Annotated in this window: 9 protein-coding genes; 2 read left to right on the top strand and 7 right to left on the bottom strand. The window is 71.7% G+C overall.

Features of this window, described 5'->3' with window-relative positions; genetic code table 11:
- Nucleotides 1–108 precede the first annotated feature (108 nt).
- Nucleotides 109–942 carry a TetR/AcrR family transcriptional regulator C-terminal domain-containing protein gene (locus tag AB0I10_RS05425; RefSeq protein ID WP_363150983.1) on the top strand — a complete coding sequence of 278 codons (834 nt, stop codon included), beginning with the start codon at nucleotides 109–111 and terminating at the stop codon, nucleotides 940–942.
- 211 nt (nucleotides 943–1153) lie between these two features.
- On the opposite strand, the gene AB0I10_RS05420 is transcribed toward AB0I10_RS05425, so the two are convergent.
- Nucleotides 1154–2245, bottom strand: a complete 1092-nt coding sequence (locus AB0I10_RS05420) for a rod shape-determining protein (protein ID WP_363150981.1) — start codon at nucleotides 2243–2245, stop codon at nucleotides 1154–1156.
- Nucleotides 2246–2503: 258 nt separating this feature from the next.
- Nucleotides 2504–4618, bottom strand: coding sequence for an FUSC family protein (locus AB0I10_RS05415; RefSeq protein WP_363150980.1), 2115 nt, complete (start codon nucleotides 4616–4618; stop codon nucleotides 2504–2506).
- A gap of 268 nt (nucleotides 4619–4886) precedes the next feature.
- On the opposite strand from AB0I10_RS05415, the gene AB0I10_RS05410 reads away from it, so the two are divergent.
- A complete protein-coding gene (locus tag AB0I10_RS05410) occupies nucleotides 4887–5909 on the top strand; it encodes an alpha/beta hydrolase-fold protein (protein WP_363150979.1) in 1023 nt (340 codons plus the stop codon).
- Between the two features lie 27 nt (nucleotides 5910–5936).
- Here the strand turns inward: AB0I10_RS05410 and AB0I10_RS05405 are convergent, their stop codons facing one another.
- The 5 genes from AB0I10_RS05405 to AB0I10_RS05385 all read right to left on the bottom strand — a co-directional run bounded on the left by AB0I10_RS05405 (nucleotide 5937) and on the right by AB0I10_RS05385 (nucleotide 12014).
- Nucleotides 5937–6431 (bottom strand): hypothetical protein, encoded by a 495-nt coding sequence (locus tag AB0I10_RS05405; RefSeq protein ID WP_363150978.1) that lies wholly within the window; start codon nucleotides 6429–6431, stop codon nucleotides 5937–5939.
- Nucleotides 6432–6541: 110 nt separating this feature from the next.
- Complete coding sequence (locus AB0I10_RS05400; protein WP_363150977.1) at nucleotides 6542–7024, bottom strand: GNAT family N-acetyltransferase; 483 nt, start codon at nucleotides 7022–7024, stop codon at nucleotides 6542–6544.
- Nucleotides 7025–7053: 29 nt separating this feature from the next.
- Nucleotides 7054–7947, bottom strand: a complete 894-nt coding sequence (locus AB0I10_RS05395) for an ABC transporter permease (protein WP_363150976.1) — start codon at nucleotides 7945–7947, stop codon at nucleotides 7054–7056.
- Nucleotides 7944–10724 carry an alpha/beta fold hydrolase gene (locus tag AB0I10_RS05390; RefSeq protein WP_363150975.1) on the bottom strand — a complete coding sequence of 927 codons (2781 nt, stop codon included), beginning with the start codon at nucleotides 10722–10724 and terminating at the stop codon, nucleotides 7944–7946. The genes AB0I10_RS05395 and AB0I10_RS05390 overlap by 4 nt, the downstream gene beginning before the upstream one ends.
- Before the next feature lie 162 nt (nucleotides 10725–10886).
- Nucleotides 10887–12014 (bottom strand): hypothetical protein, encoded by a 1128-nt coding sequence (locus AB0I10_RS05385; protein ID WP_363150974.1) that lies wholly within the window; start codon nucleotides 12012–12014, stop codon nucleotides 10887–10889.
- Nucleotides 12015–12111: the final 97 nt, after the last annotated feature.

The raw sequence follows: 12111 nt of genomic DNA, 5'->3' as shown, positions 1-12111 counted from the left end.
ATGTCGATCCGTCGCACTGACACAACGTCACGCCGTCACGTCGACAAGAGAAACTGTATCCGGCGGATACTGTTTTGTATACCCCGGACACAGTTTTAGGATGCGAAGGTGGCTGGAGACGAGAAGAGCAGTGTGTTCGGGGATCAGGCGGGCAGCGTCGAGTTGCTGTGGGGCGGGCGGGAGCGCCCCAGCCGGGGGCCCAAGCCGGCGCTGAGCGTGGACCGGATCACGCGTACGGCCATCGCCATCGCCGATATCGGCGGGCTCTCGGCGGTCTCCATGCAACGGGTCGCGGGCGAACTGGACTTCACAAAGATGTCCTTGTACCGCTATGTCCCGGGCAAGACAGAGCTGGTCGCGCTGATGATCGACGCGGCGATGGGCGAACCGCCGGGCGGCGGTGGCGGCGACACCCCGGGCGGATGGCGGGCAGCGCTGCGCAAGTGGGCCGAGCAGCTCACGGTGGTCTTCCACCGCCACCCTTGGCTCCTGAGCGCGACCATCGGCCCCCGTGTCATGGGCCCCAACGAACTCGGCTGGACCGAACGCGCCGTCGCGACCCTCGCGGACACCGGCCTGACCGGTGCGGAACAGCTGGACGCGGTGGTCGTCGTGAGCGGCCACATCCGAACCATCGCGCAGGTGTCGGCGTCGATGGGCCTGGACAGCGCGCGGGCCAAGGATCCCGAGCAGGTGATGAGCGCGGCGCTGAACGAGCTGCTCGTCGGGCGTTCCGACCGTTTCCCGGCCGTCGCCGCAGCGGTCGCGTCCGCCGCGGCCGGCTCCGCCCGCAACCAGGCGCTGGAGTTTGGCCTGGAGCGCATCCTGGACGGCCTGGAGGCCTATATCTCGGACAGGGCAGACGGGTCGGTAGAGCAGGCGGATGAGGCTGGCCAGGGCGGAAGTTCAGGTGGCTCGGAGCAGGCAGGCAGCGGCCACTGACGTCGGGCGTGCCGCAGCCACAGCCAGGCGGACCGGCGCACCACCGTACGCATCAAGGCCCCACGGCCCGTACGCGCCAAAGTCCCGCGGCCCGTACGCGCCAAAGCCCCATGGCTTGTACGGCCGAAGCCCCGCCGGCCCTACAGCCAGCGACCCGGCAGTGTCATACGGCACGGCCCAGCGCAACCGCCACTCCGCCCCCATCCCACCCTCACAACCGCACCGTCCTCCGCGGCTGTTCCTTCGCTCCCGCCAGCAGGCCGTGCAGTGAGGCGAATTCGTCGACGCACTTGGCGGTGCCGTTGACGACGCAGTCCAGGGGCTGATCGGCGACCATCACCGGCACCCCCGTGTCCTGCTGCAGTCGCTGATCCAGGCCGCGCAGCAGGGCGCCGCCGCCGGTGAGGGCGATGCCGTGTTCGATGATGTCGCCGGAGAGCTCCGGCGGGCATTCGTCGAGGGTGCGGCGCACGGCGCGGACGATCGCGTCGACCGGTTCGGCCAGCGCGTTGCGGATTTCCTCCTCGTCGATCTCCTGGAGCCGGGGCAGGCCGCTGACGTGGTCGCGGCCGCGGACGGTGAAGGAGGTGCGGCGTCCGCCGGGTTCGCCGTCCTCGATCCCGGTCACATCGACCGGTGTCCAGACCGCCGAACCGATGGCGATCTTGATCTCTTCGGCAGTGCGCTCCCCGATGGCCAGCGAGTGCTTCTTCTTGACGTAGACGGCGATCGCGGCGTCCAGGGCATCGCCCGCGACACGTACGGACTGGGCGGTGACGATGCCGCCCATGGAGACGACGGCGACCTCGGTCGTGCCGCCGCCGATGTCCACCACCATGCAGCCGACCGGTTCGTCCACCGGGAGCCCGGCGCCGATCGCCGCTGCCATCGGCTCCTCGATGAGATGCACCTCGCGGGCCCCGGCGGCGCGGGCGGAGTCGATGACCGCGCGCTGTTCGACGCCGGTGACCCCGGAGGGGACGCAGATGACGACCCGTGGTCGGGAGAAGCGGCGGCTGCTGGGCAGCGCTTTCTTCATCAGGGCGCGCAGCATCTGCTCGGCGGCGTCGAAGTCGGCGATGACGCCCTCCCGTAGGGGGCGCATCGCGGTGATGCCGGACGGGGTGCGGCCGATGGTCCGCTTGGCCTCGGCCCCTACGGCGATGACATCGCCGGATGCGTTGACGGCGACGACGGACGGCTCGTTCAGCACCACTCCTTTGCCGCGCGCGTACACCAGGGTGTTGGCGGTGCCGAGGTCGATGCCAATGTCGTACGTACCGGACGGAGTGCTGGACGCCATGGGGAGTTCGCTTGCTCTCTCTCGACTGATGACAGGCTCCCCAACAGGGTTGCCTCGGCCCCGAGTCGGGGTTCCTCGGACATCATGGCCCAGACGGTACCAATAGCCGACCAAGCGACCAAAGGCATCAATTGCGGGCAATTATCTAGACTACTGGGAGCGCGGAATGGTTCCTGCAGGCGCGGCCTCTTTCTCCCGGGCTCGGCACCAACCCGGCCTCGCACCCAGCATGAGCTCGCTACCCGGCGGCAGTCCGGTTCACGGGCTTCCGCTGTCCCCCGCGCCCCGTGTCGCCCGGTCGCGCCCTCCCGGCCCCCGGGACAGTGCCTCGGCGAGGTCGTCGAGGGCGTCCAGGAGCAGATCCGCGGCGCGCAGCGCGACGCCCTGGCTTTCGCTTTCGCTGTCCCACTGCTCCCATACGGCGCGCAGCGCGCTCCAGTCCAGTGCGCGCCGTTCGCGTACGGCGTGCGCCGCCCGCTCCAGGGAGGGGCGCAGCTCGGCAGCGAACGCGGCGGCGCCGGGCGACGGTTCGGCGTCCTTGTCGGGGAGGTGGGCCTCCAGGATCATCGTGACCCGGCCCATCGTGGCGAGCGCGGAGCTGGCGGCGGTCGCCGAGGCGCGCGAGAGGCCGCGGTGCCGTACGGGTTCCTTCCCGGCACGGGCCTCGCTCTCCTCCCAGGCGGCGCGGGCCGCGCGGGCGTCCAGCAGCGCCTCGCGGACCTGCCGGGGGCGGCGCTCGGCGGGCCGGGCGTAGCGGCCGTACACGGCCAGCGCGTAGCGCCCGTTGGCCACCAGCCATTCGGCGAGGCGGTCGCGCAGCTTGGGGGTCTCCCAGGCGGGGAACAGGGCGTAGGACAGCATCGCGAGGAGCCCGCCCAAGAGGGTGAGCACGATGCGTTCCTGGACGGTCTGCGCCCAGCCCTCGCCGGCGATGCCGAGCAGGAAGACGACATAGGCGGTCACACACGCCGAGGTCACCGACACGCCGGTGCGCATCAGCAGGTACATGAGCAGCACGCAGACGACGGCGAGCGCGGCGCTGACATACATGCTCGGGTGGGTCAGGGCCATCAGGGCGCCGGCGACGGCGACCCCGACGAGGGTGCCGCTGAAGCGGGCGACGCCGCGCGAGTAGGTCTGGCCGAAGTCGGGGCGCATGACCATGACGGAGGTGAGCGGCACCCAGTAGCCGTGGCCGAACGGGAGGGCGGTGCCCAGCAGATAGCCGGCCGCACAGACCGCGCTGACCCGGAGGGCGTGCCGGAAGATGTGCGAGGACCAGCGCGCCTCGCGGTGCAGGGCGCGCAGCGCCACCGGTACGAGTCGGGGGACGCTGGGGCGCAGCAGATGGGCGCGTTCGGCCTCGGTGGTGGGGCGGGTGGCCTGCACCGGCTCGTCGGTGAGTTCGACGGCGTCGGCGAGCAGCGAGATCAGCCGGTAGGCGGAGCGGCGGGCGGTGCCCTTGAGCATCGGGCCGGATGCGGGGACTTCGAGGGTGGCCATCGCCTCGGGGGGCAGTCGGACCGGGCTGGCGTGCCGTACGGCGTGCGCGACGGCGTCCAGGACGGTGGCCGCGGCGGCGAGCAGATCGCGGGCCCGGTCGCGTTCCGGGCCCTCTAGAGGAGCGCCGACGACCGGATCGGCGAGCGAGGCCAGGACGGGCCTGACCTGTTCGGCGAGGCCGCGAGGGCCGTGCAGCTGGACGGGACGGCGTCTGGCCTGGCGCGGGGTCACGGTGGACGCGAGGCGGGCGTCCATCAGGGGAGCCGGGTCGAACGGGGCGACCGGGTCGTGCCGCAGTCGTCGGGCGTAGTCGGCCTCGGCGGCCAGCGCGTCGGCGAGCGCATCGCGCTGCACGCCCCAGGGGCGCACCGGGAAGACCACGATCAGGGCGGCCTGGACGATGCCGCCGAAGGCGATCAGGGCGGCGTGCTCCAGGGCGCCCAGGACGGATGTCGGCAGGGTGACGGTGACCAGCATGATCGCGATGGTCTGGGTGCCGGCGAGTCCGGAGACCGGGCCGATCGCCCAGGCCATGCCGGCGAGCAGGGCCGAGCCGGCGAGGAGCAGGACGAAGGCGAGGAGATGCGGGGCGGCCAGGTAGCCGAGGAAGGTGGCGACGGCCAGCGCGCCGGCGACGGCGAGCGCCAGAACGGGGCGCGGGCGCATGCTGCGCTGGAAGGTGACCAGGCCGGACGCGAACGCCCCGAAGGCGGAGGAGACCGCGAGACTCGGGTCTCCCAGCCACAGGCACAGGCCGATGACGATGGCCACGCCGACCGAGCCGCGGATGGCGATGAGCGGGGTGAGCTTGGCCCGCTCGATGCTCAGCCCGGAGCGGGCGGTCTCCTTCAGCGCGCGCGACCAGGTCATACCGAGAGAATACGGTCGGGTACCGAGGGTTCCGGAATGGCCGGTACCGGGTCGTCGCGGCGCCCTCGTCCCGGGCCTCCGCCGGGAAAATCCCGGTAAACCCGCCTTCCATTACACGTAAACGCGGCAGGTCAGCACGGTTTGCCCGGCTTCCGTGCGGTCAGTGCGACGAAGCCGACACTCCCGGAACGAAACCCGGGCCCGCCGCCGCCCCCTCTTTCCTGCCGGCCGGGACCGCTCCCGGCCGGTCCGGCAAGGAGAAGGCCCCGTGCGCAAAGCCCTGTTCACCCCGGTGATCGCATTGATCACCCTGACCGTTCTCGCCTGCACGGCCGGCTGCGGCACGGGCACGCCCAAAGCCTCCCCCATACACTTCGGCGGCCCCCAGGCGGGCGCCGCGCTGCATGCCGCACCGCCGGGCAAGGGGTCGCTGGTGCAACTGCCCACGCATCCGATCACCTTCGAGGAGGAGCGCCGGGTGGGCGGGGCGGGCGAGAACACCCCGATCGGCGTGACCACCTTGCACGGCCCGAAATCGGGTTTCACCGGGAAGGTGTGGGTGTGGGCGCCGCCGGAGTACTACGCGAAGCGGAACGCGGACAAGGGCTTCCCCGTGATGGTGGCGCTGCCCGGCTCGTACGGCTACCCCCGCAACTACTGGGCCGGCCCCCGCTTCGAACTGCAGGAGAACCTCGCCCAGTGGTCCAAGGACGGCACCAGCCTGCCGTTCATCGTCGTCATGCCGGTGCTCAACCCCGATGACAAGCAGTACTACGACGGCAGCGACATACCGGGGCAGCCGAAGATCGGCACCTGGCTCAGCCAGGACGTGCCCGATCTCGTACGGCAGAACTTCCGCACCCTCAAGACCCGCGACGCCTGGACGATCATGGGCTCCTCGTCGGGCGGGTTCGCGGCGCTGAAGAATGTGCTGCAGAACCCGGGCACCTTCAAGGTGGCGATCGCCAACGGGCCGGACATAGTGCCCGACTCCCCGCTGTGGAAGGGGCACGCCAGGGAGCAGCGCGCCAACAATCCCGAGGTGCTCGCCCGCCGGATGATCGCGCGCGGCGGACCGCCGGTCTACGTGGCCTTCCAGGACGGTTCCGAGGAGGCCACGGTGCTGCCGAAGGTCCGGAAATTCATCGCCCAGTACGGCCATGGGCCGGTGAAGACGCGGCTGCAGATCGTTCCGGGCGGTACGCACAGCGGCGAGACCTATGTGCGCGGGCTGGGCGAGGGGACGATGCGGTGGGTCAGCGCGCACATGCGGGGGCCGACCGCCGCGTGAGAGCGGCCGGTCCCGGATGCACGCGGCTTACGGGGAGCAGTCGACGTCGTGAAGTTCGATGGGCTTGGAATCCAGGTCCACATAGGCGGTGAAGGTGTTGCGGGCCCTGCCGTCCCAGATGGTGGTGACCGTCGCCCAGCCGACGCCCGCGGACTGGGCGGTGGTCACCTTGCCGATGGAGATCTCCCGAGGGGTGTTCTGGGCGCAGAGCAGCAGGTCATAGCCCTCGGTGTGGGCCGCCCGGTCCTTGAGGTAGTCCGAGACCTGGTGTTCGCGCGCCCAGACGCTGGGGCCGTGGTGGCCGTAGAAGGTGGTCAGGAAGCGGCGGATTTCGGTGGCGGTGTGGCGGCCGTTGGGGTCGGAGCGGACGGTGTCCGCCCTGGTCACGGCCTGGTGGGGCGATACCGCCGCGGTGGCCGGAGCGGAGGCGGCGAGGACCAGGGTCAGGCCGAGCGCGGTGGCGCAGGCAGCGGCGACAGTGGCGGAGGAGGTGGCAGCGTTACGCGAAGCGGTACGGAGCATGGGATGTCCTCAACTTCTGGCTATGTACGCATCTGTGAGACACCGGGCCGCACCGAATGGTTGCGGCACGTGCCGGGGCGATAGCGCGTACCCATGGGTCCGTAACGCTGTTACAGTCCGCCGCCCCGGCGCTCCCAGCGCACCTCGCCGTCCTGCCGTGCCTCGGTGGCGCGCAGACCCGCGGCGGTGGCAACGGCGGCGGACGCGCGGTGCTCGGGGTGGATGTGCGCGAGGACGGCCGCGACCGGTGACGGATCGGCAAGCAGGTGGCCGACCAGCTCCGTGACGGCCTCCGCCGCGAGCCCACGACGCTGCCACGGTGTGCCCACCACCCAGGCGATCTCCGCCTCCCCGGCGGCGATCGTCGCCTGCACGTATCCCGTCAGCCGGTTCTCCGCGCGCAGCCGCAACGCCCAGTTGCACCAGGTCACGGCCGGGTCGGGGGAGCCGGCCAGCAGCCGCCGGTAGCGGGCCCGCAGCCCGTCCTCGGAATCCGGGCCGCCGCCGGTGAAGATGTACAGCGCCGGATCGGCGAGCACCCGCGCCATCTCCGGCGCGTGCTCCTCGCGCAGCGGCAGCAGATCGAGCCGCATGGTGGCGAACGTCCGCTGCCCGGGGCCCGCTACGACACCACGTCCTTCTTCGCGAACCCCCGGAAGGCCATCGCCACCAGCACCACCGCGTACGCCACCGAGACCGCCGAGCCCTGGATCATCCCCGACCACTCCATCTGGGGCTGAAGCGCGTCCGCCCAGGAGTACTGCCAGTGCGCGGGCAGGAAATCGCGCCAGTCGTCGAGGGCCGTGACCTGGTCGAGGACGTTGCCGACGATGGTCAGCCCGACGGCGCCGCCGACCGCGCCGAGCGGTGCGTCGGTCACCGTCGACAGCCAGAACGCGAGGGCCGCGGTGACCAGCTGGCTGATGAAGATATAGCCGACGACCACCGCCAGCCGCGGCACCGCATCGCCCGCGGACAGCGCGCCCCCGGTGGGCAGTTGCAGCGGCCCCCAGCCGTACGCGGCGGTGCCCACGCCGAGTGCGACCAGCGGCAGCAGCACCATCGCGGCGGCGCTGAACAGCAGCCCGACGGTGAGCTTGCTCAGCAGCAGCCGGGCCCGTGGCACCGGCGCGGCGAGCAGATAGCGCAGCGAGGACCAGCTCGCCTCCGAGGCGACCGTGTCGCCGCAGAACAGCGCCACCGGGACGACCAGCAGGAAGCCCGCGGACACAAACAGCGCAGTGGCAGCGAAGTTGCTGCCGGAAGCGGTGGCGGTGTCCATCAAGGTGACCCGGCCGTTGCCGCGGCTGCTCGGGTCGCCGCCGATCGCGAACGCCGTGACCAGCACGAACGGCAGCAGGGCCAGGATCGCGGCGATCACCAGCGTGCGGCGCCGCTTGAGCTGGCGCAGCGCCTCGACGCGCAGCGGGAGGGTGCGGCGTGCCCGGTAACCGGGCGCGGCGGGTGCCGACGGCCCCGGCCCCGCCCCCGCGGCGGCTGTCTCCGTGGGAGTCATCGGGCGTCACCTCCGATCAGGGTGAGGAAGGCATCCTCCAGGCGGCGGTGCGGGCCGACGCGGTCCACGGGGATCTCCATCCGGATGAGGTCGGCGAGCAGTTGGGGGGTGCCGCCCGGGTCGGTGAGGCGTACGAGCAGCCCCTCGTCGGCGCGGACGGCGGAGGCGACGCCGGGCAGCGCGTCCACCTTCTCCACCAGCGTGTCGGACAGCGGCTCCGGTCCCGCGACGCCGACCAGCAGGGTGTCGCCGGAGCCGACGATCTCGGCGACCCGGCCCGCCTGGACGAGCCGTCCGCGGTCCATGACGACCAGGTGCGTACAGCTCTGTTCGACCTCGGAGAGGAGGTGGCTGGAGACGATGACGGTGCGTCCGGCGGCGGCGTAACGGATCATCACGTCGCGCATCTCGCGGATCTGCGGCGGATCGAGCCCGTTGGTGGGCTCGTCGAGGATCAGCAGATCCGGGAGGCCGAGCATGGCCTGGGCGATGGCGAGGCGCTGCCGCATGCCCTGGGAGTAGGTGCGGACGGCGCGTTGCAGGGCGTCGCCGAGGCCGGCGATCTCCAGTGCCTCGTCGATGTGCGCGTCGGCCGCGGGCCGTCCGGTGGCCTGCCAGTACAGGTCGAGGTTGGCCCGGCCGGACAGATGCGGCAGGAAGCCGGCGCCCTCGACGAACGCACCGACCCGGGAGAGCACCGGTGCGCCGGGACGGATCGCGTGCCCGAAGATCTGGATCTCGCCCTCGTCGGGCCGGATCAGGCCCATCAGCATTCGCAGGGTGGTGGTCTTGCCCGCGCCGTTGGGCCCCAGCAGCCCCAGCACCTGCCCCTTCTCCACCCGGAACGACAGATCCCGGACGGCATACCGGTCGGCGGACTTGGCGTACCGCTTGCTCAAGTCGGTGATCTTCAGCGGGACGTCGGCGAGCGCCGGGTCGGGGGCGGGCGCCGCGGTCCGGCGCCGGGCGGTGAGCAGCAGCAAGGCGGCGATCAGGACGGCCCCGGCGGGCAGGCCCCAGGTCCAGGCGGGCAGCGGGGCGGCCGCGCTGCGCACCTTGGGTGCGGTGGGCACGGCGAGCTCCCCCGTGGCCTTACGGGCAGGGGAGGTGCCTCCGTCGCCGTCCGCCAGGGAGACGGTGTAGGTGGCGGGTTCGGTGGGCGAGGCGTAGGCGAGGTCGGTCGCGGAGAGCACCAGCCGCATACGGTGGCCGGCCGCGAAGTCATGGTCGACTGCGGGCAGTTGGAGGCGGACGCGCCGGCCTTCCGCGCTGTCGCCCTTGCCGCTCCCGCTGCCGGTCTCGGCGACCTTGACGCGGTACGGGGTGACGAGCTGGGACGGCAGTACCTGGCGGCGGCCGTCCGGGCCCACGTCGTAGAGCTTGGCGAAGAACACCGCGTCCGGGGAGCTGGCGCCCACTCGCACGGTGATGGTGGGGCTGCCGGTGAGATGGACCGGGGTGCGCAGCGGCGCCGAATCGAAGTGGGCGTACTGGCCCGGGAAGTCGAGGGAGAGACCGCCGGCCCCCAGCGCGGAGAGATTGCCGAGGGCGCCGACACCGGGCACCGCGGAGATGGCGGGCGGTCCCGCACCGGCCGGATTGGCGAAGCTCTGCTCGCGGCCGGTGAGCCGCACCCGCTGCGGATCGTTGTCCAGTCCGGCGTAGCGGTCACCGCTCGCGCCGCGCAGCCGCACCGTGCCGTCGGTGGAGTCCACTCCCCCGCTCCGGCTGACCCGGAACGCGGGCCCGGTGTCCGCGCCCTTGTCGCCCTTCAGGTACCGGTCGAACCATGCCTTCGTACGCGCCTGGACCCGCGCGGTCTCGCGGTCCCCGCCGTCGTGCCCGCCGGCGATCCAGTCGACGTCGACCGGTGCGCCGTTCTTACGGATCGCCTGCTGCATGGCGTCGGCCTGGCCGAGCGGGAACAGCGAGTCGGTCTGCCCCTGCATGATCAGTGTCGGCACCTTGATGCGGTCGCCGACGGCGGACGGGCTGCGGGCTTCAAGGAGCGCACGGGCCGCGGCGTCCGGCTTACCGGAGACGGCGACCCGCTCGTACATCGCGCACAGGTCCGCCTGGAACTTCCCGCAGCCGCCGGAGGCCGCGGGAGCCGAGCCGCGACCCGGCGTGCCCGTGGGAGCGCCCGCCGACCCTGTGGTGAAGAAGATCCCCGCCCACAGCTTCTTGAACACCCCGTTGGGGAACAGCGCATCGGCGAGGTTCCAGTAGGTGATCTGCGGGGCGATGGCGTCGACCCGCTTGTCGTGGCCGGCCGCCAGCAGCGAGATCGCGCCACCGTAGGAGGCGCCGGCGACGCCCACCCGGGGATCGCCGGTCTTGTCGAGCCGCACCTCGGGGCGCTTCGCCAGCCAGTCGATCAGCCGGCTGACGTCGGCGACCTCGCCGTCCGGGTCGTTGAGCCCGATCTTCCCGGTCGACTTCCCGAAGCCGCGCGCCGACCAGGTCAGCACCGCATAGCCGTCCCGGGCCAGTTGCTCGGCCTCCGCGCGGACGTCGTTCTTGCTGCCGCCGAAGCCGTGGCCCAGCAGCACGGCGGGGCGTCGCGCACCGGATCCGCCCTCCCCGGTGAAGAAGGAGGTGTCGATCCGCACCTCCTTCTTGCCGCCGGGCTTGTCCGGCATCGCGAGGCGCCGGTCCTCGCGGTGTACGGCGGGCGCGGCGTCCGAGGAGGCAGCCGCCCAGGTGCCGCCTCCTATGAGTACGGCCAGAGCGCCGGCGGTCGCGTACAGCTTCCGCCCGCGCAGTCGGAGATCCATACCGTGAATCCTAGGTACGCCCCGGGCCGGGCGACCCGTCCCCCGGACTGAACCGCGTGACCTCCCAGCGAAGTAGCGGGCGCGGGGCCCGTACCGCATCCGTGGTACGAGCCCCTGGCAGGAACAGCCGCGGAACAGTGCCGGGATCAGCCTCCGTGCGGCTCAGTACTGCGGCGGGCCGAAACCGCCCTGCGGGGGCCCCTGCGGAGGCGGCGGCGCGACGGGCGGGGCCATCGGCGGGCCCTGTTGGGGCATCGGCGGGCCCTGCTGCCAGGACGCCGGGGGCGGGCCCTGGGGGCCGGGGACGAAGCCCGGGGCGTGGAACGTCGGCAGCTGGGCCGGGGGTTGCCAGGCGGGGGCGACCGGCTCGCCCTTGCCCATCAGCGCGAGCATCGCCAGGGAGCCGAGCAGATCCAGGAAGAGCTGGATGTGGTTGATGATGCCCAGCATCGGCGCGAACTCGTTCAGTCTGAACAACGCGTCGTGGCCGGCCATCGCCACCACGTTCACCAGGGAGTTCGTCAGCAGGACGATCGAGATGCCGATGGCCAGACCGCGCGCCGCACAGCCGCGCAGCAGGCAGTTCAGGCCGGCCAGCGCGGTCAGCGCAAGGAGGACCAGCGAGTACCACCCGGGCGACAGGTCCAGCAGGAAGGTGAGAGTTCGCTTGCCGAGGTAGAGCGCGGAGAACGAGTCGACGCCGTTCTCCACCAGGACGTAGATGTGCCAGACCAGGTAGCACAGCGCCATCACACCGAGCACCAGGCCGGACACCACACCCGCCCCCTTGCCCGGCCGCATCGGCGGGTCGCTGGGCTTTGCCCGCGGCCACGCGCGCATTCCGGCGAGCAGCACGATGGCCGCGCAGAAGGCGAGGAAGGTCTGCGGCAGGCTGTTCAGGAAGACGGCCTCGAAGGTCGCCGAGGTCGGGTCGGCCTTCGAGACGAAGTAGTTCGTGGTGGTGGTCGAGTTACCGGTGCTGATCATGACCTGCACGCCGGTCGCGAAGGTCAGCGTGGTGGCGACGGCGAGCAGTCCGCCGGCCGTCCGCAGGCCGGCGAAGGCGGCGATCACGGCGCTCAGCTGCACGATGGCCATGCCGAGTACGAGGGGGTTGGTGACCGCGTCGGTGCCCGGCTTGACGTCCCCGACCCAGGACTCCCAGACGCCCGCCATCCCGAAGTTGCTGAGATCGACGCCCAGCCAGTAGGCGGAGTTGAGGAAGAACAGTGCGCAGAACACGCCACCGGTGATCCGCGCTCCCTTGGCCAGCGCCATACTTTGTCTCATTTTCGTCCCCCGGTCATCTCGGTACGCCAGCGAGGGAGCACGGTAGCAACGCATCCGGCCGCGGTCTCCCCCGCATCCGCACCACAGGCGACCCCGT

Source organism: Streptomyces sp. NPDC050636 (assembly GCF_040654775.1).
Taxonomy (GTDB): domain Bacteria; phylum Actinomycetota; class Actinomycetes; order Streptomycetales; family Streptomycetaceae; genus Streptomyces.
Note: the sequence above shows the minus strand (reverse complement) of the source record. Positions and strands in the feature narration are given on the sequence as shown.

Coding starts and splice junctions, on each gene's coding strand:
- AB0I10_RS05390 (WP_363150975.1), bottom strand. CDS start 10,724: ATGGATCTCCGACTGCGCGGGCGGAAGCTGTACGCGACCGCCGGCGCT.
- AB0I10_RS05395 (WP_363150976.1), bottom strand. CDS start 7,947: ATGACTCCCACGGAGACAGCCGCCGCGGGGGCGGGGCCGGGGCCGTCG.
- AB0I10_RS05420 (WP_363150981.1), bottom strand. CDS start 2,245: ATGGCGTCCAGCACTCCGTCCGGTACGTACGACATTGGCATCGACCTC.
- AB0I10_RS05385 (WP_363150974.1), bottom strand. CDS start 12,014: ATGAGACAAAGTATGGCGCTGGCCAAGGGAGCGCGGATCACCGGTGGC.
- AB0I10_RS05400 (WP_363150977.1), bottom strand. CDS start 7,024: ATGCGGCTCGATCTGCTGCCGCTGCGCGAGGAGCACGCGCCGGAGATG.
- AB0I10_RS05405 (WP_363150978.1), bottom strand. CDS start 6,431: ATGCTCCGTACCGCTTCGCGTAACGCTGCCACCTCCTCCGCCACTGTC.
- AB0I10_RS05415 (WP_363150980.1), bottom strand. CDS start 4,618: ATGACCTGGTCGCGCGCGCTGAAGGAGACCGCCCGCTCCGGGCTGAGC.